The sequence below is a fragment of the Burkholderia sp. BCC1993 genome (genome assembly GCF_905339865.1).
Lineage (GTDB): Bacteria > Pseudomonadota > Gammaproteobacteria > Burkholderiales > Burkholderiaceae > Burkholderia.
The window spans coordinates 103,126-130,054 of sequence record NZ_CAJPGZ010000016.1 but is presented as its reverse complement, the minus strand read 5'-3'; the positions used below and the strand labels follow the sequence as shown (position 1 = coordinate 130,054).

Genomic DNA, 26,929 nt, shown 5'->3' with positions numbered 1-26,929 from the left:
GAAGGGCGGCCGGCCGGCCTGGCGTCGCCCGCCCTCACAATCGGCGCGTTCCGGCAAGGACCCGCCGCGCCATTCGTGAACCGGCCGGGGGGCATCCCCGTCTCATCGCCCACGTCACCGTTCCGTTTTTTCAGCTTATCGATACACGGAATCCTTGCGCGTCGTTTCGGCCGCTTGCGACGCGGTATTCGTGAGCGGCCGCCGCTGGCCTGCTTCGCCGAGATCCCAGAACAGTCCCGCCATGATTTGCAGGCCCTCGCGGGCGACGCTGCCGAGCAGATGTTCGTTCGGCGCGTGCTGCGAACAGGCCGGGTACGAGTGCGGCACCCACAGCGTCGGCAGGCCCAGAATGTCGGCGAACACGTCGTTGGGCAGCGAGCCGCCGAGATTCGGCAGTAGCGCAGGCGCCACGCCGAGCGTCGCGGCGATCGAGCGCACGCCCCATTCGACCCACGGGTCGTCCGGATCGAGGCGCGTCGCCGCCATGAAGCTCGTGTACGGTGACACCTGCACGTCGGTAAAGCCGTTCGCATCCAGATGGGCGCGCAAGTGAGCGAGAAAATGGGCGGCATCGCTGCCGACCACGAAACGCAACTGGCAATGCGCGTATGCGTGTCCGGGGATCGCGTTGGCTGGACTTTCCGGGTTGCCGGTCTTGAACGCCAATACCTCGAAGCTGTTCCAGCCGAATACCCGCTCGACCGGCGTGAGGCTTTCCTCGCCCCAGTCGGGGTCGATGGTCGGATCGTTTGAACCGCCGCCGACGGACAGCGACGCGAGTGCGGCGCGCACGCTCGGCGGAATCGGCGGTGGACGCAGGCCGTCGACACGAATCTGCCCACGCGCGTCGACGATCGACGCCAGCGCGTTCGCGAGTCGGATCCCGGGACTGCGCAGCAGCCCGCCCCAGTTGCCGGAGTGATGTGCTCCGTCGCGCAATTCCACCGACAGCGTGAAGTTCGCGCTGCCGCGCGAACCCATGAAGAGCGTCGGGCGCGCGGCGCTGACGCGCGGCCCGTCGGACGCGATGAACAGGTCGGCGCGTAACGCATCGCGATTGATTTCGCACATCCGGGCCAAGCCCGGCGATCCAGCTTCCTCGCCCATCTCGATGATCGCCTTCACGTTGTAGCCGAGTTTGCCGCCACGCGCGCGCAACACCTGCGCCAGCGCGGCAAGATTGATCGTGTGCTGTCCCTTGTTGTCGGCAGTCCCCCGGCCATACCAGCGATCGCCATCGACGCTCAGTCGCCACGGCGCGAGGCCGGCCTGCCACTGGGCGTCGTAGCCGTGGACGACGTCGCCGTGCCCATACGTGAGCAGCGTGAGGGCGGTCGGATCCTCGATTCGCTCGGCAAGCAGGAACGGGCCGCATCCCGGCACCGGGTTGGCGACGCAGCGGCACGTGAAACCAAGCGCTTCGAATGCGGGAATCAGATTCTCGTCAAGATAGGCCTGCAGCGCGGGCAGGCTGTTTTTCGACTGGCTTTCGGTTCGGTGCGCGACGCGTTCGCTCAAAACTTGCCGGAAACTGCCGTCGTCGAAATACCCCGTTGCGTATGCAATGGCTTGCTCGCGGCTCATGAAGAAAATCCTCGGTCAGTTCGTGGGAAGAAGGGGCGCAAAGTTCGGAATCCCGAGGCCGGGCTCGGGCGTGAGCGCCGACGACAACAGTCGGCGCGTGTACGGGTGAGCGGGGCGTTCGAAAATCGTCTCCCGATCTGAGAGCTCGACGATTTGTCCGCGATACATCACCGCGACGCGGTCCGCGAGATGCTCGACGACGCCGAGGTCGTGGCTGATGAACAGATAGCTGAGCCCGAATTCCGCCTTCAGGTCGAGCAGTAGATTCAGGATCTGCGCCTGGACCGACACGTCCAGCGCGGAAGTCGGTTCGTCGCAGATCAGGATGTCCGGGCGCAGGATCAGTGCGCGCGCAATCGCCACGCGCTGCCGCTGGCCACCGGACAACTGGCTTGGATACTGGCCGTGCGTGCGCTCCGGCATCCCGACGAGATCGAGCATCCTGCGGACTTCGGCGTGCTGCGTGGCGGCATCGCCTTCGCCGTGCAGCTTCAGCGGCAGGCCGACGATTTGCTCGACCGTCTTGCGCGGGTTCAATGACGAGTACGGATCCTGGAAGATCGGCTGGATCCGGCGAGCCATCGCGCGCCGTTCGCGCGGATCGATTTCCCTGCCGCCGATCAACACGTTGCCGCCCGTCGGCTCGAGCAGGCCGAGCAGCATCTTGGCGAGCGTGCTCTTGCCGCAACCCGATTCGCCGACCAGTCCGAGCGTTTCACCGCGATATAGCCGCAGCGACACGTCGTCGACCGCACGCAACTCGGTGGCCGGGCCGAACCAGCCGCGCCGCAGCGTGAACGTGCGCGCGAGCGAGCAGAGTTCGAGGGCGATTTCGTCGTTCATTGCGGCACCTCCGCCGGCATCGGCGCGGGCTCGGCGGCGAGCAGGCAGCGCACTCGATGGCCGGCCCCGGTTTCGAGGTAAGGGGGCGTTTGCGAGCACGCATCGCATGCATGTGCGCAGCGGTTCGCAAACGCGCAGCCCGCCAGCTCGCCGAGCAGCGAAGGCACGACGCCCGGGATCGCGCTCAGGTGCGTGCCCGGCTGCTGCCGGCCGCGCACCGGAATGCAGTTCAGCAGTCCGCGCGTATACGGATGAGCCGGCCGCGCGAACAAGGTTCCGACCGGCGCGGTCTCGACGATCTGCCCCGCGTACATCACGGCGACCCGGTCGGCGATGCGCGCGACGACGCCGAGGTCGTGCGTGATGAACAGCACGGCGGTGCCGAACTCTTGCTGCAATTCGCGCAGCATGATGAGTATCTGCGCCTGGATCGTCACGTCGAGCGCGGTGGTCGGCTCGTCAGCGATGATCAGATCGGGCTCGCACATCAGCGCCATCGCAATCATCACGCGCTGCCGCAGGCCGCCGGAAAGCTGGTGGGGATATTGGCCGAGCCGTTGCGCGGCGTGCGTCATGCCGGTCCGTTCGAGCAGATAGACAGCGCGGTCGCGGGCCTCGCCGGCCGTTACCCGGTGATGTTGGCGCAGCGCCTCGACGAGCTGGCTGCCGAGCGTATGCGACGGGTTCAGCGAGGTCATCGGCTCCTGGAAGATCATGGCGATCCGGTTGCCGCGCAGCCTGGCCATGTCGCGGTCCGAAAGCGCGCCCAGATCCTCGCCGGCAAGCCGCAGCCGCTGCGCGGTGCGGCGAGCGCGGCGCGGCAGCAGTCCCATCAGCGCGAGCGAGGTCATCGACTTGCCGCAGCCGGATTCGCCGACCAGGCACAGCATCTCGCCGCGCGCGATCTCGAGGTCGATACCGCGCACCGCGCGCAGCGGACCGTTCGGCGTGGGCAGTTCCACCTGTAGCTGTTGCACTTCGAGCAGCGCACTCATCGCCCGTTTCCTCCATGATGGCGGCCGTCGGGGGCGTTCAGATCGCGCAGGCCGTCGCCGACGAGATTGATCGCGAGCACGAGCACCGCGAGCGCGACGCCCGGAATGACGATGACCCACGGCTGGAAAAACATGTACGTCTTGCCCTCCGAGATCATCAGCCCCCACGATGGAAGCGGCGGCGGCACGCCGAGACCGAGAAACGACAGCGCGGCCTCGAGCAGGATCGCGTGGGCCATTTCGAGTGTCAGCACGACGATCAGTGCGTTCGCGATGTTGGGCAGCAGCTCGCGCAGCAGGATGTACGGCGTCGACGCGCCGACGGCCTTCGCAGCCGCGATGAATTCAGCGTCGCGCAGTTGCTGGGTGACCGAGCGCGATACGACCGCGAAGCGATCCCAGATCAGAAAACCGAGCAGGAGGATCACGGTTCTCAGCGACGTGCCGAGCAGCGACGACAGCGCGAGCGCCACCAGGATCACCGGCATCGCGAGGCGCGTCGTGAGCACGTAGCTGATCACGCTGTCGACGCGGCCGCCAAAGTAGCCGGCGAGTACGCCGAGCGTCGTACCGATCAGGCCGGACAGCGCGGCGGCCGCGACACCGATCGTCAGCGACACGCGCGCGCCGTACAGTAGTCGACTCAGGTAATCGCGCCCGAGCTTGTCGGTGCCGAGCGGGTGCTGCCAATCGCCGTTCGTGTGCCAGACCGGTGGAATCAGCCGGCTGCCGAGGTCCTGCGCATACGGATCGTGCGGCGCCAGCCACGGCGCCAGCAGCGCGGCGAGCACGATCACGCCGAGCAGCGCCGCGCCGATCGAGAGGCCGCGATGGCCGACGATGCGCTGCAGCACCCGATGCCATGCGGGTGCCGGCATGCACAGGTTGACAGCGGTTGCGTCACTGCGTGACGGAGAGTGTCCTGTCATCATCAGTTGGGTCCTCGGGTTAGCCCGCGCGCAGGCGCGGATCGAGCGCGGCGTTCGCGACGTCGGCGAGAAAGGTGAGGCCGATATAGAACATCGCGATCAGCAGCACCACTGCCTGCACGACCGGGAAGTCGCTGCGCGCGATCGCGTCCCACGCGAGCTGACCAAGGCCTTGCAGCGAGAACACCGATTCGATCACGACCGAGCCGCCGAGCATGAAGCCCAACTCGACGGCCGCGAGCGCGACCACCGGGATCAGTGCGTTGCGCAGCGCGTGGCGGAAGATCACGCGCGCGGGAGAGAGCCCTTTTGCGCGCGCGGTGCGGATGTAGTCGGCGCCGAGCACGTCGAGCATCCCGGCGCGCGTGAGGCGCATCATCGATGGCGTCGCGTAATAGCCGAGCGCGATCGCGGGCAGCACGAAGTTCTGCCACTGTGCGTTGCCCGCGACCGGCAGCCAGCGCAGCCAGATCGAGAACACGAGAATCAGCGCGAGGCCGAACCAGAAGCTCGGCATCGCCTGCCCGACGACCGCGACGAACAGCGACAGGCGATCGATCCACGTGTCGCGGAAGATCGCCGCGAGCACGCCCAGCGGAATCGCGATCGCCACCGCCAGCGCGAGCGACACCGCGCCGAGCTTCAGCGTGATCGGCAGGCGTTGTCCGATCAGGTCCATCACCGTGTCCTGAAAGAAGAACGAGCGGCCGAAATCCAGGTGAACCGCCCGCCACAACCAGTCGAGATATTGCGCCGGGAGCGGTCGGTTGAGCCCGTACTGCGCGCGGATTTCCGCGACTTGCTGCGCGGACGCCTCGGGCCCCGCGATCGAGGTGGCCAGATCGCCGGACAAGTGCAGCAGCGCGAAGCTGACGAGCGACACCGTGAAGGCCACCGCGAGCGCGAGCGCGAAGCGGCGTGCGACGTAGGAGAGCATGACGGGCTCCGTGACGTGAAGGGGCGGGGCCCGGTTATTTCCAGCTCGCCTGCGAGAAACGCGGCAGTTCGTCGGGCCAAGGCTGGAATTTCAGGTCCGACGTGAATGCGTAATTCGTCGAGTACGAGAACAGCGGCGCCCAGTACGCCTGCTCGCTGATGCGCTTGAGCGCGGTGGCGTAGCGGGCCTTGCGCTCGGCCGGATCGTTCGATGCGTCCGCGATGCCGATGTCCTTCATCACGCCCGGATCCTTCGCGGAGTCGTCGGGGCCACCCTTGAAGAACGCGCCGAGCGACGCGGACGCGTCGTTGACCGAATACGACCCCCAAGCCTGGAAGGTCATCGGTGTCTTGCCGGCGCGATACGCGGTGCGCAGCGCCGCATATTGGAGGTAGTGCAGGTGAGCGACGATCCCGACCTTGCGAAGGTCGCCGATGAGGGCTTCCGCGTAGTCGCGCTCGCGATATGCATACAAGTCGGTCTCGAAGCCATTCGGGTAGCCGGCATCCTTCAACAGCGCACGCGCCTTCGCCGGATCGTAGTTATATTTGACCGCGACGCTCGCGTCGCAGCCGAACTGTGTGCGAAAGCACGGCGCATGGATTGGCTGACTGCCGCCGCGCACGAGGTCCTTCGCGAGTGCGGCGCGGTTGACCGCGTGGTTGACGGCTTCGCGTACGCGCACGTCCTTGAACGGCGAGTTCGGCGCCGAGCTTCCCTGGGCGTCCATCGTCAGGAAGCCAATGCGCATCGTTTCGCCGCCGACCACCGTCAGATTCGGTATGGCCTTCAACGACTGGGCCTGATCGGCCGGCACGCGCCAGATCCAGTCGACCGCGCCGGTCATCAGTTGCGCGGCACGGGTTTCCGGATCAGGGATTACGACGAAGCGCAGCGTGCCGATCTTCGGCTGGCCGAGCGGACTGCCGCTGAAATAGGCCGCATTCTTCGCGAGTGTCACACCGACGCCGGGCTGGATCGACGTGACGCGATACGGTCCGGTGCCGATCGGCGCCTTGCTGAAGCCTTCCAGGCCGACCCTGTTGAAATAGGCTTCCGGGTAGATCGGCAGTGGGCCGGCCAGATATTCGAGCGCGGCGGGGAAGGGCGCCTTCAGCACAATGCGCACCTGATAATCGCCAACCTTCTCGGCACGCTTGATCCAGTCGACGTTTTGCCGGGTCACGACCTTCGAGTTCGGCGAACTCATGTAGTTGAAGGTGAATGCGACGTCGGCGGCGCTGAAAGGATCGCCGTTCTGAAACTTCACATCGTGGCGCAAATCGACCAGCAGCGAGGTCGGCGATTCCCATTTCCACGACGTGGCCAGCTCGGGCTTGAGTTGGCCGGTAGTGGGATCCTCGTAGATCAGGTTGTCCCAGATCAGGTGAGCGAGAATCACGCCTTCGCGTAAATTGTTGTGATACGCGGAAATATTTTCAACTTCGCTATCCGACGCATACACGAGTGTATCGTTCGCTTTGCCCGCAACCGCGTGCGCGGCACAGAGCAGTGCGGACACGCATACGAATGCACGCCTTGCGTTGCGGATCAGACCAGCATGAAGCTTCATGAATCGCCCCCCGGAACAGGACTTCGCTGTTGAACATCGGATGCTGGTAGCGAGACTATCGGGAGATTTTTGCCGAGACTATTATTGAATAAATAACTTCGCGTTGCCGAATCGGCAAAACGGCGGTTCGAGCCCCCGGTACGTGGCGCGCAGCGAGGTGGTCGTCGCACGAGTTCGGCCGACGCCGAAAGTGCCATGCCGGCAAGGATCGGGAATGAAACAGCATCATCTGCAGGAAACCGCGTTGCGCTACTTCCTCGACGTCGTGCGTACCGGGTCGATCAGCGAGTCGTCGGTGCGGCTGAACGTGGCGGCGTCGGCGATCAGCCGGCAGATCGCCGGACTCGAGAGCGCGCTGGACACGCCGCTGTTCGAGCGCCGGCCGCGCGGGATGGTCGCGACCGCGGCGGGCGAATTGCTCGCCGCCTATGCATCGCGGCTGGCGCTGGAGGCGGATCGGATCGTGCAGGACATCGACGCGTTGCAGGGCGTGCGCCGCGGCAAGATCCGGATCGCGTCGTCGGACGGCGGCGCGATCGAGTTCCTGCCACAGGCGATGGCGGCATTCCGGACGGACTATCCCGGCATTCACTTTCACCTCATGGTCAGCGCTCCGGCGGAGGTGATGCGGCGCGTGCGCGAAGGGGAAGTCGACATCGGGCTGACCTTCAGCCGGACCACGCACGGCGACATCAAGGTCGTGCATCGCAGCCCGGCACCGGTCGTGGCGGTGATGCGCCGCGCGCATCCGCTTGCGCGTTTCGAGCGCGTGAGCCTCGCGCAGCTGCGCGAGTATCCGCTGGCGCTGTCGGATACGCACACGACGATCAGGCAATTGTTCGACATCGTCGCGAGCCAGCAGCGTCTCGTGTTCGAACCAGTGATGGTCAGCAATTATGCGGAGTCGCTGCACAATTTCGTCGCGGCGTCGGACGCGGTGTCGATCGCGGCCGAGGTCACGATCCGGCATCGCGCCGCGCGTGGCGAGATTGCCGCGGTGCCGATCCGCGATCCCGGGCTCGGCGAGCGCCATATCGAGGTGCAGACGCTCGTCGGGCGCACGCTGCCAAAAAACGTGCAACTGTTCGTGGAGTTCCTCTGCAGGCTCCTGTGACTTCCGGTCGATTCTTTTCCGGGGCCCCGCGCGGCGCCGCTCTTGCATTCAGACCGGCAGTTCGGTGGCCGTCAGGATTTCTCGCAGCACGATAAAGGTTCGGATTTGCCGCACGCCCGGCAGATACAGCAGCTTTTCCGCGTGCAGCCGGTTGAAGCTGTCGCTGTCGCGCGTGCGGATCAGCATGAAATAGTCGAATTCGCCGGTCACCACATGGCACTCCATGCAGCCGGGCACTTTCTGCGCAGCTTTTTCGAACGCGGTGAACGACTCCGGCGTCGAGCGGTCGAGCATCACGCCGATCAGCACCAACATGCCCGCGTCGATCTTCTTCGGATCGAGCAGTGCGACCGTCGAGCGGATCAGGACGGCCTCCTTGAGCCGCTCGACGCGGCGCAGGCACGCCGGTGCGCTCAAGTTGACCTTCGCCGCCAGCGCGACGTTCGTGATCGATGCATCGCGTTGCAGTTGCCGCAGGATCGCGCGATCCACGCGGTCGGTCTGGACGTCCGGCTGGTGTGGATTCGTGGCAGCAGTGGTTTTTTTCATTGCGTCGGAGTGCGATCAGAAGAAATATGAATGGCTTGAAGCGGAGCTTCGTTTCATGACGTTATGCGTAAGCATTTTTTTTCGCAATCCGTCCGAGTGAGGGATTCTCTATGATGGTTCAGACCTGATGCGACGAGCGCGTAGCGATGTCCGACCACATATCGAGAAGAATCTCCACCATGACCCTGCAACGCTTCGCCCGCTATCCGCTCACGTTTGGCCCGACGCCGATCCAGCCGATGAAGCGTTTGAGCGCCCATCTCGGCAGCAAGGTCGATCTGTACGCGAAACGGGAGGACTGCAACAGCGGGCTCGCGATCGGCGGCAACAAGACCCGCAAGCTCGAATACCTGATTCCCGAAGCGCTCGCGCAAGGGTGTGACACGCTCGTGTCGATCGGCGGCATCCAGTCGAACCAGACGCGCCAGGTGGCCGCCGTTGCCGCGCATCTCGGGATGAAGTGCGTGCTGGTGCAAGAGAACTGGGTCAACTATTCGGATGCTGTGTATGACCGCGTCGGAAATATCCAGTTATCCAGAATGATGGGTGCCGACGTGCGGCTCGTGGCCGACGGCTTCGCTAGCGATGCTCGTCGTGTTTATCGGGCCGGTGGCCACCTGCATCTGCTTTGTGATTTCGGCAGAAGTCGGGCGGCGCATTCCGCCAGTCACGATGTCGCTGGCAACGCTCGGCGTGCCGATCACGGGGCTCGTCGGAACGGTCGTGCTGCTTGATGAGATGCCGAGCGCGGACCTGCTGGCCGGCTTCGTGCTGATCGTCGGCAGTCTGGCCTGCGTGCTGACCGGAAGCCGACGCGAGCGGAGCGGGCAATGAGCAACGCCGGTCGCGCGCGGGCATTCTACGACTGGTTGTCGAGCGGTGCCGGATCGACGCATGTCTGTGTCGTCGTCGACGGGCACATACCGCCGAAGGCCGTCGAGATGCTGGCGCAGCGGATCGGCGGCATACCCGAGGTGGCGGTCCTGCGGATCGCGGATCCGATAGCCGCGCATCGCGCGTGGTGCGAATCGATGGCGAGCGACATGCCGGGCAGCCCGCATGTTTTACCGGCACTTCGGCTCATGCCGCGTAGCGCGCGCCTGCTGATATGGTCCGGGAACGTCGAGGAATTGGACTGGCTCGGCGGCGTGGAAGGACAACGGGTTCTCTCGCTGCGCTACTGGAATGACGTGAACCCGGCAATCCAGGCCGGACGCGTGGTCGAGCGGGTGTTCGCGGTGCTTCGTCTGGTCGTCCACGAAAATCTGGTGGCGGGTTATTAAGGGTTGGCTAGACTAAACAGCGCGCGCTCACCAGTTGATCATAGCGGGTGAACTGCACCGGATTGTGTGGAGGCTCGAACTCTTGAGAGAATCGAGCCGTGAACAAGAAGCCAAGCAAGTTTTCCCCGGAAGTCCGGGAGCACGCAGTGCGTCTGGTACGCGAGCAACGTAGCGAACACCCGTCGATGTGGGCAGTAGTCGAATCAATTGCACCGATGATCGGCTGCACGCCGCAGACGTTGCAGGATTGGATCAAGCGCGACGAGGTCGAGCGTGGAGAGCGCGATAGTGTGAGCACGGTCGAGCGTGAACGCATCAAGGCTCTGGAGCGCGAGGTCAAGGAGCTGTGCCGGACCAACGAGATTCTCAAGCTGGTGAGTGCGTTTTTCGCCCGGGCGGAGCTCGACCGCCGATTCAAGTCCTGAAGGCCTTCGTCGATCAGCATCGCGACCCCTTCGGGGGCGAGCCGATCTGCAAGGTTTTGCGGATTGCCCCGTCGGGCTACCGACGCCATGCTGCGCAGCTTCGCGATCCGTCCAAACGCTGCGTCCGCGCCAAACGCGACGAGACTCTGCAACCGGAGACCAGGCGTGTCTGGCGGGCCAACATGCGGGTCTACGGCGTGCCGAAGGTCTGGAAGCAGATGAACCGGGAGGGCATTGCAGTGGCACGCTGCACGGTCGAACGGTTGACGAAGCTGCAGGGCTTGCACGGCGCAGTTCGCGGCAAGCGAGTCCGCACAACCATTCCCGATGTGACTGCGCCGCGCCCGTCGGACCGAGTCAACCGGCAGTTCAAGGCCGGCCGACCGAATCAGATCTGGGTGTCGGATTTTACGTATGTCTCGACATGGCAAGGCTGGCTGTACGTGGCATTCATGATCGACGTGTTCGCCCGTTACATCGTTGGCTGGCGCGTCAGTTCGTCGATGACCACGGACTTTGTACTCGATGCACTTGAACAGGCGTTGTACGCTCGCAAACCGGGTGACGACGGGAGCTTGATACATCACTCCGGTAGGGGGTCCCAATACGTCAGCATTCTGTACAGCGAACGATTGGCCGAGGCGGGTATCGAGCCGTCCGTCGGCAGCCGTGGCGACAGCTACGATAACGCGCTGGCTGAAACGATCAACGGTTTGTAAGACGGAACTGATTCATCGGCGCGCCCCGTGGAAAACGCGAGAATCCGTTGAACTGGCGACGCGGGAATGGGTGGCCTGGTACAACCATCATCGGCTGATGGAACCGCTCGGCTATATTCCGCCCGCTGAAGCTGAGGCAAACTACTACAGGCAACTCAGAAATGCTGCTGACGTGCCTGCATTGACTTAAACCAACCGGCCTCCACGATTTCCGGTGCGGTTCAGTCGACCTGTGCGGCGAGCGCACGGGCGCGTCGGGCCGCTTGAGCGATCTGTCCGCGTATCGGCTGCCGGATGAAGCCTTGCTCGACCGGTAATCATGTCATCCTCCTATCCCGAACATCTCGCGGGATTTCGCTTAATGAGAGAACCTTCAAATGACCGGTTTCAAGGAGCCTGAATTCAATGTGGTGACCTGCACCTCCGGTGCGCGCACCTTTCTCACCAACGCGTTCCTGGTCGAACTGCCGAACGGTGTCGTGGCCATCGACGCCATGATGACCGTATCGGATGCGCGCCAGGTGCGTGACCGGCTAGATGCGCTGCGCAAACCCTTGCTCGCGGTGCTGATCACGCACGGGCATCCCGATCACTACAACGGTGTTGGCGAGCTGATCCGTGGTCTCGACGACGTGCCGATCATCGCCACGCAGGGCGTCGACGAGGCGATGCGCCGTACCGACGATGCCAAGGCCGTCAAGTGGCAGCCGGTATTCGGCGACGATTGGCCGGCACGACGCACGTTCCCGAATCGCCTCGTGCACGATGGCGACGTGCTGCATTTCGATGGCGTGCCGTTCGAGGTCAGGGAGTTCGGCCCGGGCGAATCGAACTGGGATCTCGTCTGGACCGTGGGACGCCACCCGCGTGTCGCCTTCGTTGGCGACATGGTTTTCAACGGCGTCCATTCCTTCATGAACGACGGCCATACGGCGGACTGGCTGCGCAGCCTCGACGCGCTCGAACGTCTGTCCGGCGACATCGCACTGTTCTACACGGGGCACGGGCAGGCGGGCAAGCCGCTCGACATGATTGCAGCGCAGCGTGCCTATATCGGGTGCTATCGCGCGGCGCTGGCCCGGCTCGCCAACGGCAATCGCAGCCTGGACGATGCAGGGAAGGCCGAGCTGGAGGCCATCATGAAGCGCTTCCTGCCCACGTCTGACCTCGACGTCTTCATCAAGGCCGGGGCTGATGCCGTAGCTGCCGAACTGGCGTTGCAGGTATCGGACCAGGCCATTTCCGCCGGCCAGCAGGCTCACTTCGAAGCGAGATGAGGCAACCATGACAGATAACGCTTACTACTTTGCGCAACCGAGTATTTCGCACGCGCGCGCCGCTGGACACGCCGCTGATGCAGGGCTTCGTCGCGCAATTGAAGGACATCAATGCACTGGCCGAGCGCTCGTGGGGCTTCGTCTGGCGGTTGCAGACATCCAAGGGCTATGCCACCGGAATTCGCGGGTTCGATGATCCGTTGATGCTATTGAATATGTCGTTGTGGGAATCGGTCGATAGTCTGCGGCCTATTCAGCGTCATGGGCCGACGCCGGTGGCGTTCGGCTTCAGGGATCGTTTCGTTAGTGAGGGGGCGCATCGGCTCGATAGCAACTGGTTCGTCGCTGCATCGCGCGTAAATGCCTGGGCAGTACCGAAGTGCAGGTTGATTCGCGGCACTATCGGATAGGCTCGACGCGAGCAGTAGGCGACAGCGACGGCGCCACGTTCCACGGAAGCAGTTCGTCGACGCGGATGGTCGGCGATGCGCTCGAGAACGTAGGCGAGATACGCCTCGGGATCGAGGCCGTTCAGGCGTGCCGTGCCGATCAGGCTGTACATCGCGGCGGCACGTTCGCCGCCGGAGTCGGCGTCGGCGAACAGATAGTTCCGCCGTTCGAATCGAACCATCACCCCCGCGCCACCCCCGTCGACTCCCGCACGACAAGCTCCGGCGCCCCGATCGTATGCACGGCCGCGGCCGGTTCGATCCCGTCGATCATGTCGAGCGTCAGCGCGATCGCCCGCGCGGCGATCTGCGACGTCGGGAACCGCACCGTCGTCAGCGCGGGGCGGAACTGGTGCGCGAGCTGGATATCGGTCATGCCGACCACCGACAGATCGGCCGGCACGCGCAGGCCGAGATCGGCTGCCGCCTGCATCGCGCCGATCGCCATCAGGTCGTTGGTCGCGAACAGCGCGGTGAGCCCGGGCTGCGCCCTCAGTAACGCAGCCGCCGCTTCGTAGCCGCCTTCGATCGAGTCGTGCGCCGACACGGTCGTCAACGCATCCGCCGGATGGCCGCGCGCTGCGAGTGCGTCGGCGAAGCCGCGCAGCCGCACCGATTGCGGGCCGCCCGATCCCCTGCCGACGAGCGCGCCGAACGCGCGGTGCCGCAACCCGGACAGATGCGCGGCCGCCAGTGCGCCCGCCGCCGCGAAATCGACGGTCACGCACGGCAGCGTGCGCGATGCATGCACGTGCTCCCACATGCACAGCACGATCGACGCGCCGTGTCGCGCGATGTCGGCGAGTTCGGCTTCGGCGAGATCGGTGTTCATCACGATCGCGCCGGCAGCAAGCGTGCCCGCGATCCGTTCGAGGTAATTGCGCGTGATCGCCGGATCGTCGTCGGTATTCGACACGAGCAGGTAATGGCCGCGCTTGCGCGCCTCGCGCTCGGCGGCCAGCACGAACTCCGGATAAAACGGGTTGGTGATGTTCGACAGCATCAGCGCGAGCGTCGACGTGCGGCCCTCGGCGAGCGCGCGCGCGGTCAGGTTCGGCCGATAGCCGAGTTCGCGGATCGCGGCCATCACGCGCTCGACGGTCGCCGGCTTCACCTTCTGCGGATTGCGCAGCACGTTCGAGACGGTCGCCGCGGTGACGTTCGCGCGCTGCGCGACTTGCGCGAGCGTCACCATGCGCGGCCTCCGGCCGGCCGGGCTGCGCTGCGCGAAGGACGTGAAGCGGGGAAGTGTCTGCTCATATTCTGGGAGTGCGTCCCACAAGTTGCACAGGGACAGGCGATACGCTAATTTCTCGACACATCAACAAGGAGACGACATGGTACGGCGAACCGGGCGAACTGCACCACCAAAATTTAAGCGATTAAATTTTTCGATCCGAAGCGCCTGACCGGGAGAGGAGAGCGCGATGACCGCCATTTCATTGAAGGACGTCTCGAAGCGCTACGGCGACCATGCGCCGGTGTTGCGCGACGTGAACCTCGAGATCGCGTCGCACGAGTTTTGCGTGTTTCTCGGTCCGTCGGGCTGCGGCAAGTCCACGCTGTTGCGGATGATCGCCGGGCTCGAGGACGTCACCGAAGGCGAGCTGCGGATCGGCGGCGCGCGGATGAACGACACGCCGCCCGCCGAGCGCGGCGTCGCGATGGTGTTCCAGAGCTACGCGCTGTTCCCGCACATGACCGTGTTCGACAACATCGGCTTCGGCCTGCGCATCGCCGGCACGCCGAAGGACGAGATCCGCCGCCGCGTGACCGAAGCCGCGCGCGTGCTGCAGCTCGACGCGCTGCTCGATCGCAAGCCGAAGGCGTTGTCGGGCGGCCAGCGGCAGCGCGTCGCGATCGGCCGCGCGATCGTGCGCGAGCCGCGCGTGTTTCTGTTCGACGAGCCGTTGTCGAATCTCGACGCGACGCTGCGCGGCCAGACACGCGTCGAGATCGCCCGCCTGCATGCGCGCTTCACGCAATCGAGCTCCGTCTACGTGACGCACGACCAGATCGAGGCGATGACGCTGGCCGACCGGATCGTGCTGCTGCACGCGGGTGACGACGTCGCGCGCTTCGGTAGCATCGCGCAGGCCGGTGCGCCGCTCGAGCTGTATCACCGGCCGGCCAACCGCTTCGTCGCGGGCTTCATCGGCTCACCGCGGATGAACTTCCTGCCGGCGCTCGTCGAGGCGAGCGATGCGCACGGCTGCCGGCTGCGGCTGGACGGCAGCGGCGAAGCGCTCACGCTGCGCGATCGCCCGTTGCCGCGCCACGTCGGCAGCGGCGCGCGCGTGACGCTCGGGATTCGTCCCGAGCATCTGACGGTCGGCGCGTCCGGCGATGCCGACCAGCCGGCGATCGTGCGCGACGTCGCGCTCGTCGAGCAGCTCGGCGAAGCCGCGTACGTGCATCTCGACCAGCCCGGCGGCGTGCCGCTGCTCGCGAAACTGCCGGGCCAGGCCGCGTTGCGGCGCGGCGAACGGCATGCGTTTCACGTGTCGCCGTCGCGCTGCCACCTGTTCGACGAGGCCGGCATCGCGTTGCCTGCCGTCCACGGCGAAGCGGCGTTCGCGTAGCGGCGCACTGCCGACCGGCCGCGCGTGACGCGGCACCCATCACACCAATACCAGGAGACAACAATGAGACTTCGTGCGAGCCGATTGCTGCTTGCCCTGACGACTGCCGCGGCATGCGCCGCGGGGACGGCCGATGCGGGCACGCTGAAGGTGAATGTCGCCGCGCGCGGCAACCAGCGTGCGACGTGGCAGGCGGCGTTCGACCAGTTCCACAAGGCGAATCCGGATATCGACCTGAAGGTCAGCTACGTCGGCGAGGAGGCGTACAAGGTGCAGATGTCGGGCTGGCTCGCGACCGATCCGCCCGACGTGCTGAGCTGGAACAACGGCGAACGGCTCGCGTATTTCGCGAAGCGCGGGCTGATCGAGGACCTGAGTTCCGACTGGCAGAAGAACGGCTGGAACGATACGTATGCGGCCGTGAAGCAGTCGTCGACGTACGGCGGCAAGCTCTACAGTCTGCCGCTCGGTTACGACGCGTACGGGCTCTTCTACCGCAAGGACCTGTTCGAGAAGGCCGGCATTCATGGCGAGCCGGCCGACTGGCCGCAGTTTCTCGACGCGTGCCGCAAGCTGAAGGCGGCCGGCATCGCGCCGATCGCGGTGGCCGCGCGCGATGCGTGGACGCTCGCCGCGTGGTTCGACTATCTCGACCTGCGGATCAACGGCTATGCATTCCACCAGAAGCTGATGGCCGGCGACGTCGCGTATACCGATCCGCGCGTGCGGGCCGTGTACGCGGCCTGGAAGAAGCTGATCGACGACAAGTATGTCATCGACAACGCGCTGTCCTACGATGTCGATTCGCTGAGCCCGCTGATCGTCAACGGGCAGGCCGCGATGACGCTGATGGGCACCTGGTATTCGGCAGGCCTGCTGAGTGCGGCGCGCAACCCGATCGGCTTCTTCCGCTTCCCGGTGATCGATGCGTCGGTGCCGCTTGCGGAGGATGGCCCGGTCAACGTGCTGATCGTGCCGGCGAAGGCGCACAACAAGACGGACGCGCGCCGCTTCCTCGCGTTCATGGGGCAACCGGCGGTGAGCGGCGAGTTCGCGAAGGGAATGGGGCAGCTGCCGTCGAACAACAAGGCGCCCGAGCCGCAGGACCCGATCTCGAAGATCGGCTTCCGCACGCTCGCGACGACGCCTGGCGGCATCGCGCAGTTCTACGATCGCGACATGACGAAGGAAATGGCGGACGAGGGGATGAAGGCGATGCAGCAGTTCCTGTCCGACCCGACGCAGCTCGATGCGATCCTGCAGCGCCTCGAGCAGACTCGCAAGCGCATCTACCGGAAATAACGCGCCGCGCGGCCGGGCCGGCGCATGCCGGTCCGGTGCTTCGTTGTCACCGTCTCGTTCATTGGGTTCGTTTGGTTCGTTTCGTCGAAGGTCACTCATGTCAACCAGCCTGTCCGAAAGCGCCGCGCGCCGCGATGCCGGCCCGCAGCGGCATGCGCGCGCGTCGCTCGCGCGCCGGCGCAACCGCGCGGCCCTGTGGTTCGTGCTGCCGGGATTCGCGCTCTTCACCGTGTTCGTGCTGTATCCGATCGTCAGCAGCATCTGGCTGAGCTTCCATCACTGGGACGGGATGACGCCGATGACGTATGCCGGGCTCGACAACTATCGCGAGCTGCTGCAGTCCGACACGTTCTATGTCGCGCTGAAGAACAACGTGCTGTGGCTCATGCTGTTCCTCGCCGCGCCGCCGCTCGGCCTCGCGCTCGCGCTGTACCTGAACCAGAACGTGTTCGGGATCCGGCTCGTGAAGTCGCTGTTCTTCGCGCCGTTCGTGTTGCCCGGCGTCGTCGTGGGCCTGGTGTTCTCGTGGTTCTACGATCCGACCTTCGGACTGCTGAAATTGATCGTCGGGCATGGGATCCCGGTGCTCGGCGATCCGCGCTATGCGACCTACGGCGTGATCGTCGCCGCGCTGTGGCCGCAGATTCCGTTCTGCATGATCCTCTACCTGACCGGGCTCACCGGCATCAACGGCGAGATCGTCGAAGCGGCGCGGATGGAAGGCGCACGCGGCTTCACGCTGCTGTGGCACGTGATCCTGCCGCAGCTGCGGCCCGCGACCTTCATGGCGGTGGTGCTGACCGTGATCGGCGCGCTGCGCAGCTTCGACCTGATCTCGGTGATGACGGGCGGCGGCCCGTTCGACAGCTCGACCGTGCTCGCGTACTTCATGGTCGACCAGGCGATCAAGTACTACCGCGAAGGCTATTCGGCCGCGATCGCGGTCGTTCTGTTCGCGATCATGCTCGTCTACATCGTGTGGCAGCTGCGCAAGCTGGTGCGCGTCGAATCGTAAGGATCACCAATATGTATCCGATGCCCGTGTCCCGGTGGGGACGTCCCGCCCGCATGCTGTACCGCCTGTCGCTGCCGTGCGCGCTCGCGCTGTGGCTCGTGCCGCTGCTCGCGGTGCTCGTCACGTCGATCCGCTCGACCGACGAAATCATGGCCGGCCATTACTGGGACTGGCCGAAGCAGTTCGCGCTGATCGCCAACTACGGTACCGCGCTCACGCAGACGCCGATGCTGCATTACTTCGCGAACAGCATCCTGATCACGGTGCCGTCGGTCGCCGCATCGATCCTGCTCGCGTCGCTCGCGGGGCACGCGCTCGCGAACTACCGGTTTCGCGGCAATCTCGTGCTGCTCGGGTTGTTCGTCGCCGGCAACTTCGTGCCGATCCAGATCCTGATGATCCCGGTGCGGCAGATCATGCTCGGCGTCGGCCTGTACAACACCGTGTGGGCGCTCGTGCTGTTCCATACCGCGTTCCAGACCGGCTTCTGCACGCTGTTCCTGCGCAACTTCATCCGCGAGCTGCCGTTCGAGCTGATCGAGGCCGCGCGCGTCGAAGGCGCATCGGAGTGGGCGATCTACTGGCGCGTCGTGCTGCCGCTCGTGCGGCCGGCGCTCGCCGCACTCGCGATCCTCGTGTTCACGTTCGTGTGGAACGACTACTTCTGGGCGCTGTGCCTCACGCAAGGCGACGACGCGGCGCCGATCACGGTCGGCGTCGCCGCACTCAAGGGGCAATGGACGACCGCCTGGAACATCGTGTCGGCCGGCTCGGTGCTCGCGGCGCTGCCGTCGGTCCTGATGTTCTTCGCGATGCAGAAGCACTTCGTCGCGGGGCTCACGTTCGGTGCGACCAAGGGCTGATCCGTCCCATCCATTTTCTTCTGCAAGGAATCCACGATGCACCTCGGCGTTTGCTACTACCCTGAACACTGGCCGCGCGAACAATGGGACCGCGACGCGCAGCGGATGGCCGAACTCGGCCTGACCCGCGTGCGGATCGCCGAATTCGCGTGGAGCCGGATGGAGCCGGAACCGGGCCGCTATGACTGGGCGTGGCTCGACGAAGCGATCGACACGCTCGCCGGCCAGCGACTGAAGATCGTGCTCGGCACGCCGACCGCCGCGCCACCGAAGTGGCTCGTCGATCGCCATCCGGAGATCCTGCCCGTCGGCGCGGACGGCGGCGTGCGGCAGTTCGGCTCGCGTCGCCATTACGACATCGCGAGCCCCGTGTATCGCGAGCACTGCGTGCGCATCGTCGACGCGATGGCGCGGCGCTACGGCGCGCATCCGGCGGTGATCGCGTGGCAGACCGACAACGAGCTCGGCTGTCACAACACGCTGCCGAGCTATACGCGCGCGGCGCTCGAAGGTTTTCGCACATGGCTCGCCGTGCGCTACGGCGATATCGGCACGCTCAACCGCGCGTGGGGCAACGTGTTCTGGAGCATGGAGTATCGCGGCTTCGACGAGATCGAACTGCCGCGTCATACGCCGACCGACGCGAATCCCGCGCATCTGCTCGACTTCCGGCGCTATCAGTCGGACGAGGTCGCGCGGTTTCATGCGGCGCAGGTCGACACGATCCGTCCGCACGCGCCGGACCGCGACCTGCTGCACAACTTCATGGGCTTCTTCACCGAGTTCGATCACTACGCGTTCGCGCGCGGCGGTCTCGACGTCGCCGCGTGGGACAGCTATCCGGTGCCGCGCACCGAAGTGCTGCCGCTCGACGAAGCGGACAAGCGCCGCTGGGCGCGCACCGGCCATCCCGACGTGTCGGCGTTCTCGCACGACCTGTATCGCGGTGTCGGCAACGGCCGGATGTGGGTGATGGAGCAGCAGGCGGGGCCCGTCAACTGGGGGCCGTACAACCCGGTGCCGCATGCCGGCGCGGTGCGGCTGTGGACGTGGGAAGCGTTCGCGCATGGCGCGGAACTCGTATCGTATTTCCGCTGGCGGCAGTATCCGCACGCGCAGGAGCAACTGCATTCGGGGCTCAACGCGCCGGACGACCGGCTGTCGCCGGGCGGTCATGAGGTGGCGCGCGTCGCGCGCGAACTGGCCGCACTGGAACCGGCGCTCGTCGACGGCGCGCACGAGGCGGCCCGCGTTGCGCTGCTGTTCGACTATGCGGCCGACTGGATGATCCGGATCCAGCCGCACGGCGCCGACTTCGACTACCAGCAGCATGTGTTCGACTGGTATCGCGCGCTGCGCGAACTCGGGCTCGACGTCGACATCGTCGCGGCCGATGCGGACGTGTCGCGTTATGCGTTCGTCGTCGCGCCGACGCTGCCGGTCGTGCCGGATCGCGTCGTCGAGCAGGTCGCGCGTGGCGATGCGCAGTGGCTGTTCGGGCCGCGCACGGGTTCGCGCACCGCGGACTTCGCGATCGCGCCGGGCCTCGCCCCCGGCAAGCTGCGCGACGTGCTGCCGATGCGCATCGCGCAGGTCGAGTCGCTGCGGCCGTCGCTCGCGCCGCGCGTTTCGTTCGATGGCGTCGACGGCCATGCGCTGAAATGGCGCGATCACGTCGACCTCGATGCGGAGCCCGGCATCGACGTGCTCGCGGCCTGCGACGACGGCGTGCCCGCGCTCGTGCGGCGCGCTCACGTGACGATGGCAACCGCGTGCTTCGATCGCTCGCTGTTGCGCGCGATCGTCGGCCGCTGCGCGCGCGATGCCGGACTGCCGGTGCGCGCGCTGCCGGACGGCGTGCGCCTGCGCCGGCGCGGGCGGGTCGTGTTCGCGTTCAACTACGGCGATGCGCCGTGCCCGCTGCCCGCGCCGGACGGTGCGCGTTTCGTGCTCGGCGGCCGCGAACTCGGCGCGGTGGACGTCGCCGCATGGGTCGAGCCGGACTGACGCGATGCAGTCGTTGCGGCCGCTGCGATTGCAGTTCGCGCGCCTCGCCGGGATCGCGCATTTCGTGCCGCTGTCGGCGGCGGCGCTAATGCTCGGCGTCGCGATGTCGTTTACGGCGCCGTACCTGTCGCTGTTCGGCGTGGAAGCGGCAGGCATGTCGCCGTTTCTCGCCGGCATCTTCATGACGTTGATCGCGGCGAGCGGCGTCGTCGCGAGCTCGTGGGCCGGGCGCTGGTCGGATCGTCGCGAGCGGCATCGGCCGCTGCTCGTCGTGTCGCTTGCGGCCGCCGCGCTCGGCTTCGCGCTGCTGTGCGTGCTGCGCATGCACGGGCAGGTGATCGTGGCCGGCACGATCCTGCTCGGCGCGGGCGCCGTGTCGCTGTCGCAGATCTTCGCGTTCGCGCGCGCGGTGCTGCCCGTCGACGACGATGCGCAGCGCGAGCTCGCGTCGGCCGCGCTGCGCACGATGCTGTCGGTCGCGTGGGTGTTCGGTCCGGCGCTCGGCGCGCTGATCCTCGCGCAGACCGGCTTCACCGGGCTCTTTCTCGCGGCTTCCGCGGGCTTTGTCGCGTGCGCGGCGATCGTCGCGCGGATTCCGGAGCCTGCGCGGCGTCCGGCCGCCGTTCACGTGCGTGCGGTCGACTACGCTTCAGCGCCGTCGGGCGATGCTGCGTCGGTCGTCGTCGTCGCGCCGCGCGCGCGTGTGCTGCGGACCCTCGTCGCGCTGACGCTGATGGGGCTCGCCGCGAACGCGACGATGATCGTGCTGCCGCTGTACATCGTGCGCGGGCTCGGCGGCACGCCGACGAACGTGTCGGCCGCGCTGGGTCTGGCCGCTTTGCTCGAGATTCCGATGATGCTGTGGCTCGGCATCCGGTCGACGCGGCTCGACAAGGCACGCTGGCTGACCGCGTGCGCGGTCGTGCATGCGGCGTATTTCATCGGGCTCGCGGCGGTGACGCGAGTCGACCTGATCCTGCCGCTGCAGTTGTTGAGCGCATGCGTGGTCGCGATCACGTCGTGCCTCGGGATGACGCGCGTATGCGACCTGATGCCCACGCGCCCCGGTACCGCGACTGCGATGTTCTTCAGCGCCGCGCGGGTTGGCTCGATCGCGTCGGGTGTGCTGTCGGGGGCGTGCGTCGACCTGTTCGGCTATCGTGCGACGTTCGCCGGGTGCTGCGGGCTCGCGCTTGTGGCGTGCGTGCTGCTCGCGCTGGATGCGCGCGGCGAGCGGGGCGGTGTGAGCGGAACGGCGCAGCGAGCGGCATGAGCGACACAAACGACGCAAACGACACAAACGACGCAAACGACGCAAACGACGCAAACGACGCAAGCGAAACCACACCGCCCGCACGACACCGCTTCAATCCACCGCACTGACGCACGATGCGCCGGTGCGGTGAAACGGCGATGCCGTGAAGCGTCAACGCTTGCGATATGCGTCGAGCGACGACAGCGCGTTACCGTGGAAGTCGAACAGCGTATTGTTGTCCCACTGATCGCCCGCGCCGAGCTTCCAGCCGACACCCGGCGTCGGGATCCATTCCGGCTCCCACCAGAACACGCCCTTGCCGCGATTGCCCGGCACGCCCTTCACGATGTCGACGACCGCCGCGAGGAATTGCGCCTGGCCAGCCGGCGACGGCGGGAACGCGGTCGAGCCCGTGTTTGTCATCGCGTTCGGCTCCGAGTCGCCGTCGCTGGTGGTCCACGGATACGCGGTCTCGACGACGATCAGCTCCTTGTCGTAGCGCACGGCGAGATCGTTCGCGTTGTTGCGCAAGTCGTCGAGCGAGCCTTGCCACTGCGGGTAATACGACAGGCCGATCACGTCGAACGCGACGCCGCGCTGCGTCGCGCTGTCGAACCACCAGCGGCTTTTTGCGTTGTCGCCGCCGCTGTCGACATGCAGCATCACCTTGATGCGCGGATCGACGGCCTTCACCGCGTCGCGACCGGTCTTCAGCAGCTGCGCGAGGTTGTCCCACTGGTCGTAGCGGCCGAGCGGCCACAGCATGCCGCCCGTGATCTCGTTGCCGATCTGCACCCACTCGGGCCGCACGCCGGCGCGCTGCAGCTGGCGCAGCACGTCGGTCGTATAGGCCGACAGCAGTGCGCACGTGTCGGCGAGATTCTTGCCGGCCCACGCGTGCGGCGGGTATTGCTTGCCCGGATCGGCCCACCAGTCGCTGTAGTGGAAATCGATCAGAATGCGCATGCCGAGCGCGGCCGCGCGCTTCGCGAGCGCCACGACATGGGCTGCGTCGTTGTAGCCGGCCGCATCGCTCTGGTTCGCGGGGAAGAAATCCGGATTGCCGGGATCGTTCCATACCTTGATGCGGATCGAATCGACGCCGTGCGCATGCAGGATCTTCAGGCAGTCGCGCGGATGCCCGCGGTCGAAGTACCGTGCACCGTGCGCCTCGAGTTCCGGCAGCGTCGACACGTCGGCGCCCATCGCGAACGGGATACCCGCGCTGCCTGCGGCGCGAGCGACGCCTTGCGCGACGGCCGGCAACGCGCCGGCCAGGTCGACGCACGCGAGCGCCGCGGTCGAGACACTCCAGCGCAACATCGATCGTCTGTTCATCGTCATCCTCCAGTATCGGGCCCGGTCGATCGATCGCAGGATCGCGGGCTTCGTTGGTTTAAGCGCTTAAATTTCAGCCTCGATACGAGGCCGGATCGAGCGTAGCGCAGCCGCCGATGCCAACGCAAAGAACGCGTGCGTTGCCTACTATCTGGCGACGGGCGTGGGGACGGTGAGGAGAGGCAGGCGGATCAATCTTGCGCCCGGTGCAGAGTCGTGCTTTTCTCAGGTGCCGTTCGTTGGGAATCGAATCTTGAGCCGTCTGACTGCATGAAGCCACGCGGGCCACGGCGATGATCGCCGCACCGGGAGCACGTTGGGCCCGATGCGCGCGTGGCTTCACGTATACAACACGGCACGGTCGAGATATGACTGGGCTGTGACGGCCTCGCCGTCAATCAAACCCCAAAGAACGCCAACCCCGCCATCACGATGCCAATCGCGGCCACGCCGATCGACAGACCCTGCATCCATGAACGGCGCGTGAGGATCGTGATCGCCGCCAGTGCGATCGAGATCTGGATGACGGTCGTCGCCTGCGACCACCGATGGTGTCGGTGCATCCGCGCCTCGCTGGCCGCGTTGTTCTTCTCGACTTCCTTTTCGAGCGCCTCGGCATGTGCCCGGATCGGTTCCTTGTCGGCGCGGTATCGTGCGGCGTCCGCCTCGAACCGCTTCCGCTGCGGCGACGATTCCGGGCTCAACGCGGCACCGAGTTCGGCGAGGTTCTGCTTGTTGCCCTTCGCCTGATAGTAGGCCCACTGGTTCGCAGCCTCGGTTTTCCGGATCGCGGCGTCATTCTTGTAGAGCAACGCGAGGCTTTCGTCGGCACCGCTCTGGTAGGCCGATATCGCACCGAAGCAGGCAAGCACGGCCGTCAGCACGGCGATGCGCGACGTACCCGGATCGCTGCCGTGAGCCGCGTGCGGTTCCACCGCATGGTCGTGAGGGCCATGAACTTCGTATTCTTCAGACATCCGTGACAAACCCGCAAGAGTTGAATGAATCCATCGCCGGCCGATCGCGCGCAGACGCTCGATCGCACGTGGGAGTCTGACACAGGTTCGCGCGCCGGCGATGCTTTCACGCGGCGCGCCAACTCGTCGCGTCTCGCGTCATGCCGGCAAGCGATCCGGATTCTCGTCGGACCGCATCGCGGCCGATAAACGATAGGCGGACGCTGCCGACGCGGAATCCAGAGTCCAGCCTCCGTCCTTAGCGTGCTGACTCGATCGATCTCATCCGCGCGCACGCCACCGGCGGGGGCTCGCGCCTGACGGGGATTGGTGCGTTCGCATGCGATCCGGCCCGACGCGTCCGCTATCGCTACGCGCGAACGCCGACTCGATACCGCGTCGTCTGGCGATACGTGTTGCCCGGATGAAGAATGGTTTCGTCGCGCAACGCGTCCATGTTGACCTGGTTCGGAAAGAACCCGGCTTCGACGCACAGCGCCGCGTGCCGTCGGCACGCCACACCGCCGCTCACGCGCACACCGTCCAGATAGTTGCCCGTATACAGCTGCAACCCGCGCTGATCCGTCGACACGGCAAGCTCCCGGCCGCTTTCCGGATCGTAGATCGACGCGACGGACCGCACGCCGCGCCCAGGGTCGCGCAGTACATAGCAGTGATCGAAGCCGCGCCCGCGCGTGAGCTGCGCATGCGGCCAGTCGAGGCGGGCGCCGATCGGCGCGCTCTGCCGGAAATCGAACGCGCTACCCGTCACGTCGGCGGTGCCGGTCGGGATCAGCGCATCGTCCACTTCGACGAACGCGTCGGCGTCGATCTGCAGCAAGTGCCCGCGCACGTCGCTGCCCGCGCGCCCGCTCAGGTTGAAGTAGCTGTGATTGGTCAGGTTCAGCGGCGTCGGCGCATCGGTCACGCCCGCGTAGTCGATCGTCAGCGTGCCGTCGTCGTCGAGCGTGTAACGCACCTGCACCGTCACGTTGCCCGGAAATCCCGCATCGCCTTCCGGCGAATCGAGCCGCAGCGTCAGCCCGCCACGGTCGTCGACCACGTCCCAGCGCGCGCGGTGAAAGCCGCTCGCGCCGCCGTGCAGCAGGTTGCCGTTCTCGTTGCGGTCGAGCGTGTGGTCGACGCCGTCGAGCGCGAAACGCGCATTCGCGATCCGGTTCGCCCAGCGGCCGACCGTCGCGCCGAGGTAGGCGCCCGATTCGACGTAGTCGGCCGGCGTGTCGTGCGCCAGCACGATATCGGCGAAGCGCCCGGTGCGGTCGGGGGCGAGCCACGACACGACGGTCGCGCCGAGATCGCTGACGACGACGCGCATGCCGTGCGCGTTGCGCAGCGTATAGCGTCGCACCGGATCGCCGCCGGGCAGCGTGCCCCACGGTTCGGACGGAATGCGGCCGACGTCGGATGCCGGGCGGGGAGAGTCGGTGTCGATATGCATGAGTGGGTTCGCTCGTGAGCGGTGAATTCAGTGGGCGGGCGCGGTGCGCTCCTGGTATTCGCGCGGCGTGCAGCCGAGTTCGCGGCGGAATACCGCGTACATGTATTGCAACGACGTGAAGCCGCAGCGGATCGCGACTTCCGCGCTCGACGCGTTGCGGCTCGCGAGCAGCGCCTGCGCGGCCTCGAGCTTGTGACGCAGGATTTCCTGGTGCACGGTGCGCTGCAGTTCGCGCCGGAAGTGCTCTTCGAGCAGCGAGCGCGACACGCCGACATAGTCGGCGACCTGTTCCGTCTTGATCCCCTGGCACGCGTACTGCCGGATGAAATGCCGCGCGCGCATCACGTGCGGGCTCGCGAGCGGCTGGTGGCGCGTCGATTCGAGCACGTTGATCCCGACCGGCGGCACGAGGATGCGCTGTCCGGGAAAACGCGCGCCGCGCAGCATCCGGTGCAGCAGGTGCGCGGCGGTGCGGCCCATTTCCTCGGTGCCCTGGATCACCGACGACAGCGGAATGCGCGTCAGCGTGCGCGTGAGCGGATCGTTGTCGATGCCGATGATCGCGACCTGTTCCGGCACCGCGATGCCGGCGATCAGGCACGCCTGCAGCAGATGCCGCGCGCGCGCATCGGTGACCGCGATGATCCCGACGGGCTTCGGCAGCGCATGCAGCCAGCCGATCAGCTGCTCGATCGCGTGATTCCAGCCCGACGCGCTCGTCGACAGGCCGCGGTAGATCGGCGCGTCGAGCCCGTCTGCGCGCGCGAGCCGGTCGAATGCGAGCTCGCGCTGCTGCGCCCAGCGGTTCTCCTGCGCGACCGGCAGGCTGTACATCGCGAAATGCGCGAGCCCTGCGCCGATCAGGTGCGTATAGGCGAGCGACACGAGCTTCGGGTTGTCGGTCGCAATATATGGGACGCCGTGCGGATACTGCGCGGGATCCTCGTACGACGAGCCGACCGCGACGATCGGCAGCGGCGAGCCGGCGAGCGCGTCGGCGACGGCCGGATCGTCGAAGTCCGCGATGATGCCGTCGCCGTCGAAGCGTTCGATGCCGGCGAGCCGGCAGCGGAAGTCGTCCTCGAGGAACAGGTCCCACACGACACGCGTCGTGTGCAGGTACTGGCCGATGCCGCTGATGATCTCGCGGTCGTAGACCTTGTTCGCGTTGAACAGCAGCGCGATGCGGTGCGGTGTCTGGGCGGAAGAGGCGCGGGTCATGTCGGTCTGGGGGCGGGCGCCGCTCGGGCGTCCCGCCGTTGTCTCCGGGGCGCGCGGACGGTGCCGCGCGATTCTCTGGTGTCCGGCGATTGTAGGACGGAACGCGCACTGCGCGCAGCGGCTGGCAAGAAACGTTAAGCGTGGTGCGCAATTTCGCAATTGCCGGCCGGCAGGCGCGCGGGCACGATCCAGCCAACCGGATTCGGCCGCGTGCGTCGTCGTCGCGACGCGCGTTGCGCTGCAACAAGACCCTA

Annotated in this window: 22 protein-coding genes, 3 pseudogenes and 1 other annotated feature; of the genes and pseudogenes, 12 read left to right on the top strand and 13 right to left on the bottom strand. The window is 66.2% G+C overall.

Annotated elements, in window-relative coordinates; translation table 11 throughout:
• Positions 1–135 precede the first annotated feature (135 nt).
• From U4Y91_RS26060 to U4Y91_RS26035, 6 genes are read right to left on the bottom strand one after another with little or no spacing between them, the layout of a single operon-like run.
• Positions 136–1,584, bottom strand: coding sequence for a M20 family metallopeptidase (locus U4Y91_RS26060; protein WP_321807499.1), 1,449 nt, complete (start codon positions 1,582–1,584; stop codon positions 136–138).
• Positions 1,585–1,599: 15 nt separating this feature from the next.
• Positions 1,600–2,427, bottom strand: a complete 828-nt coding sequence (locus tag U4Y91_RS26055) for an ATP-binding cassette domain-containing protein (protein WP_321807498.1) — start codon at positions 2,425–2,427, stop codon at positions 1,600–1,602.
• Positions 2,424–3,422, bottom strand: coding sequence for an ABC transporter ATP-binding protein (locus U4Y91_RS26050; RefSeq protein ID WP_321807497.1), 999 nt, complete (start codon positions 3,420–3,422; stop codon positions 2,424–2,426). Before U4Y91_RS26050 ends, U4Y91_RS26055 begins: the two co-directional genes overlap by 4 nt.
• The gene (locus tag U4Y91_RS26045; RefSeq protein ID WP_321807582.1) at positions 3,419–4,351 is read right to left on the bottom strand and encodes an ABC transporter permease; all 933 of its coding nucleotides are present in this window, start codon (positions 4,349–4,351) and stop codon (positions 3,419–3,421) included. Before U4Y91_RS26045 ends, U4Y91_RS26050 begins: the two co-directional genes overlap by 4 nt.
• 19 nt (positions 4,352–4,370) lie before the next feature.
• The gene (locus tag U4Y91_RS26040; protein ID WP_321807496.1) at positions 4,371–5,288 is read right to left on the bottom strand and encodes an ABC transporter permease; all 918 of its coding nucleotides are present in this window, start codon (positions 5,286–5,288) and stop codon (positions 4,371–4,373) included.
• A gap of 34 nt (positions 5,289–5,322) precedes the next feature.
• A complete protein-coding gene (locus tag U4Y91_RS26035) occupies positions 5,323–6,861 on the bottom strand; it encodes an ABC transporter substrate-binding protein (RefSeq protein WP_321807495.1) in 1,539 nt (512 codons plus the stop codon).
• 214 nt (positions 6,862–7,075) lie between these two features.
• On the opposite strand from U4Y91_RS26035, the gene U4Y91_RS26030 reads away from it, so the two are divergent.
• The gene (locus U4Y91_RS26030; RefSeq protein ID WP_321807494.1) at positions 7,076–7,975 is read left to right on the top strand and encodes a LysR family transcriptional regulator; all 900 of its coding nucleotides are present in this window, start codon (positions 7,076–7,078) and stop codon (positions 7,973–7,975) included.
• Positions 7,976–8,023: 48 nt separating this feature from the next.
• Here U4Y91_RS26030 and U4Y91_RS26025 read toward each other — a convergent pair whose 3' ends face one another.
• Positions 8,024–8,524 carry an Lrp/AsnC family transcriptional regulator gene (locus tag U4Y91_RS26025; protein ID WP_321807493.1) on the bottom strand — a complete coding sequence of 167 codons (501 nt, stop codon included), beginning with the start codon at positions 8,522–8,524 and terminating at the stop codon, positions 8,024–8,026.
• 179 nt (positions 8,525–8,703) lie between these two features.
• Here U4Y91_RS26025 and U4Y91_RS26020 point away from each other — a divergent pair.
• The 5 genes and pseudogenes from U4Y91_RS26020 to U4Y91_RS26000 form a co-directional block, all read left to right on the top strand.
• Positions 8,704–9,120 (top strand): annotated as a pseudogene (locus U4Y91_RS26020) (pyridoxal-phosphate dependent enzyme); the annotation flags it as partial.
• 234 nt (positions 9,121–9,354) lie between these two features.
• The gene (locus U4Y91_RS26015) at positions 9,355–9,807 is read left to right on the top strand and encodes a hypothetical protein (protein WP_321807492.1); all 453 of its coding nucleotides are present in this window, start codon (positions 9,355–9,357) and stop codon (positions 9,805–9,807) included.
• Positions 9,808–9,905: 98 nt separating this feature from the next.
• A pseudogene (locus U4Y91_RS26010) lies at positions 9,906–11,141 on the top strand (IS3 family transposase).
• Positions 10,187–10,303: a sequence feature (AL1L pseudoknot), on the top strand. It overlaps the preceding pseudogene by 117 nt.
• Positions 11,142–11,328: 187 nt before the next feature.
• Positions 11,329–12,228, top strand: coding sequence for an MBL fold metallo-hydrolase (locus U4Y91_RS26005; RefSeq protein WP_321807491.1), 900 nt, complete (start codon positions 11,329–11,331; stop codon positions 12,226–12,228).
• A gap of 29 nt (positions 12,229–12,257) precedes the next feature.
• Positions 12,258–12,638: a DUF3291 domain-containing protein gene (locus U4Y91_RS26000; protein ID WP_415750498.1), complete on the top strand. Its 381-nt coding sequence runs from the start codon at positions 12,258–12,260 to the stop codon at positions 12,636–12,638.
• Here U4Y91_RS26000 and U4Y91_RS25995 read toward each other — a convergent pair.
• Positions 12,628–12,856, bottom strand: a pseudogene (locus tag U4Y91_RS25995) (transposase domain-containing protein); the annotation flags it as partial. The gene U4Y91_RS26000 and the pseudogene U4Y91_RS25995 overlap by 11 nt on opposite strands.
• 2 nt (positions 12,857–12,858) lie before the next feature.
• A complete protein-coding gene (locus U4Y91_RS25990; protein WP_321807489.1) occupies positions 12,859–13,872 on the bottom strand; it encodes a LacI family DNA-binding transcriptional regulator in 1,014 nt (337 codons plus the stop codon).
• 232 nt (positions 13,873–14,104) lie between these two features.
• Here U4Y91_RS25990 and U4Y91_RS25985 point away from each other — a divergent pair, with 232 nt between their 5' ends.
• The 6 genes from U4Y91_RS25985 to U4Y91_RS25960 all read left to right on the top strand — a co-directional run bounded on the left by U4Y91_RS25985 (position 14,105) and on the right by U4Y91_RS25960 (position 21,719).
• Complete coding sequence (locus tag U4Y91_RS25985) at positions 14,105–15,259, top strand: sn-glycerol-3-phosphate ABC transporter ATP-binding protein UgpC (RefSeq protein WP_321807488.1); 1,155 nt, start codon at positions 14,105–14,107, stop codon at positions 15,257–15,259.
• A 63-nt stretch (positions 15,260–15,322) separates the two neighbouring features.
• Entirely contained in the window at positions 15,323–16,561 is a 1,239-nt protein-coding gene (locus U4Y91_RS25980; RefSeq protein WP_321807487.1) for an ABC transporter substrate-binding protein, read from the top strand.
• Positions 16,562–16,658: 97 nt separating this feature from the next.
• Complete coding sequence (locus U4Y91_RS25975; RefSeq protein WP_321807486.1) at positions 16,659–17,576, top strand: sugar ABC transporter permease; 918 nt, start codon at positions 16,659–16,661, stop codon at positions 17,574–17,576.
• Between the two features lie 11 nt (positions 17,577–17,587).
• Positions 17,588–18,439 carry a carbohydrate ABC transporter permease gene (locus U4Y91_RS25970; RefSeq protein WP_321807485.1) on the top strand — a complete coding sequence of 284 codons (852 nt, stop codon included), beginning with the start codon at positions 17,588–17,590 and terminating at the stop codon, positions 18,437–18,439.
• Positions 18,440–18,475: 36 nt separating this feature from the next.
• Positions 18,476–20,446, top strand: coding sequence for a beta-galactosidase (locus tag U4Y91_RS25965; RefSeq protein ID WP_321807484.1), 1,971 nt, complete (start codon positions 18,476–18,478; stop codon positions 20,444–20,446).
• Between the two features lie 4 nt (positions 20,447–20,450).
• Entirely contained in the window at positions 20,451–21,719 is a 1,269-nt protein-coding gene (locus U4Y91_RS25960) for a sugar efflux transporter (RefSeq protein WP_321807483.1), read from the top strand.
• Positions 21,720–21,872: 153 nt separating this feature from the next.
• On the opposite strand, the gene U4Y91_RS25955 is transcribed toward U4Y91_RS25960, so the two are convergent.
• From U4Y91_RS25955 to U4Y91_RS25940, 4 genes are all read right to left on the bottom strand, one after another.
• The gene (locus U4Y91_RS25955; protein ID WP_321807482.1) at positions 21,873–23,039 is read right to left on the bottom strand and encodes an arabinogalactan endo-1,4-beta-galactosidase; all 1,167 of its coding nucleotides are present in this window, start codon (positions 23,037–23,039) and stop codon (positions 21,873–21,875) included.
• 398 nt (positions 23,040–23,437) lie between these two features.
• Positions 23,438–24,016, bottom strand: a complete 579-nt coding sequence (locus U4Y91_RS25950; RefSeq protein WP_321807481.1) for a DUF4337 domain-containing protein — start codon at positions 24,014–24,016, stop codon at positions 23,438–23,440.
• Between the two features lie 349 nt (positions 24,017–24,365).
• Positions 24,366–25,454, bottom strand: coding sequence for an aldose epimerase family protein (locus tag U4Y91_RS25945; RefSeq protein WP_321807480.1), 1,089 nt, complete (start codon positions 25,452–25,454; stop codon positions 24,366–24,368).
• A 27-nt stretch (positions 25,455–25,481) separates the two neighbouring features.
• Positions 25,482–26,675 (bottom strand): DNA-binding transcriptional regulator, encoded by a 1,194-nt coding sequence (locus U4Y91_RS25940; protein ID WP_321807479.1) that lies wholly within the window; start codon positions 26,673–26,675, stop codon positions 25,482–25,484.
• Positions 26,676–26,929: the final 254 nt, after the last annotated feature.

Excerpts from the sequence above, each read along its gene's own strand:
- U4Y91_RS26060 (WP_321807499.1), bottom strand. The coding sequence starts at position 1,584 with ATGAGCCGCGAGCAAGCCATTGCATACGCAACGGGGTATTTCGACGAC.
- U4Y91_RS26055 (WP_321807498.1), bottom strand. The coding sequence starts at position 2,427 with ATGAACGACGAAATCGCCCTCGAACTCTGCTCGCTCGCGCGCACGTTC.
- U4Y91_RS26050 (WP_321807497.1), bottom strand. The coding sequence starts at position 3,422 with ATGAGTGCGCTGCTCGAAGTGCAACAGCTACAGGTGGAACTGCCCACG.
- U4Y91_RS26045 (WP_321807582.1), bottom strand. The coding sequence starts at position 4,351 with ATGACAGGACACTCTCCGTCACGCAGTGACGCAACCGCTGTCAACCTG.
- U4Y91_RS26040 (WP_321807496.1), bottom strand. The coding sequence starts at position 5,288 with ATGCTCTCCTACGTCGCACGCCGCTTCGCGCTCGCGCTCGCGGTGGCC.
- U4Y91_RS26035 (WP_321807495.1), bottom strand. The coding sequence starts at position 6,861 with ATGAAGCTTCATGCTGGTCTGATCCGCAACGCAAGGCGTGCATTCGTA.
- U4Y91_RS26030 (WP_321807494.1), top strand. The coding sequence starts at position 7,076 with ATGAAACAGCATCATCTGCAGGAAACCGCGTTGCGCTACTTCCTCGAC.
- U4Y91_RS26025 (WP_321807493.1), bottom strand. The coding sequence starts at position 8,524 with ATGAAAAAAACCACTGCTGCCACGAATCCACACCAGCCGGACGTCCAG.
- U4Y91_RS26015 (WP_321807492.1), top strand. The coding sequence starts at position 9,355 with ATGAGCAACGCCGGTCGCGCGCGGGCATTCTACGACTGGTTGTCGAGC.
- U4Y91_RS26005 (WP_321807491.1), top strand. The coding sequence starts at position 11,329 with ATGACCGGTTTCAAGGAGCCTGAATTCAATGTGGTGACCTGCACCTCC.
- U4Y91_RS25990 (WP_321807489.1), bottom strand. The coding sequence starts at position 13,872 with ATGGTGACGCTCGCGCAAGTCGCGCAGCGCGCGAACGTCACCGCGGCG.
- U4Y91_RS25985 (WP_321807488.1), top strand. The coding sequence starts at position 14,105 with ATGACCGCCATTTCATTGAAGGACGTCTCGAAGCGCTACGGCGACCAT.
- U4Y91_RS25980 (WP_321807487.1), top strand. The coding sequence starts at position 15,323 with ATGAGACTTCGTGCGAGCCGATTGCTGCTTGCCCTGACGACTGCCGCG.
- U4Y91_RS25975 (WP_321807486.1), top strand. The coding sequence starts at position 16,659 with ATGTCAACCAGCCTGTCCGAAAGCGCCGCGCGCCGCGATGCCGGCCCG.
- U4Y91_RS25970 (WP_321807485.1), top strand. The coding sequence starts at position 17,588 with ATGTATCCGATGCCCGTGTCCCGGTGGGGACGTCCCGCCCGCATGCTG.
- U4Y91_RS25965 (WP_321807484.1), top strand. The coding sequence starts at position 18,476 with ATGCACCTCGGCGTTTGCTACTACCCTGAACACTGGCCGCGCGAACAA.
- U4Y91_RS25960 (WP_321807483.1), top strand. The coding sequence starts at position 20,451 with ATGCAGTCGTTGCGGCCGCTGCGATTGCAGTTCGCGCGCCTCGCCGGG.
- U4Y91_RS25955 (WP_321807482.1), bottom strand. The coding sequence starts at position 23,039 with ATGAACAGACGATCGATGTTGCGCTGGAGTGTCTCGACCGCGGCGCTC.
- U4Y91_RS25950 (WP_321807481.1), bottom strand. The coding sequence starts at position 24,016 with ATGTCTGAAGAATACGAAGTTCATGGCCCTCACGACCATGCGGTGGAA.
- U4Y91_RS25945 (WP_321807480.1), bottom strand. The coding sequence starts at position 25,454 with ATGCATATCGACACCGACTCTCCCCGCCCGGCATCCGACGTCGGCCGC.
- U4Y91_RS25940 (WP_321807479.1), bottom strand. The coding sequence starts at position 26,675 with ATGACCCGCGCCTCTTCCGCCCAGACACCGCACCGCATCGCGCTGCTG.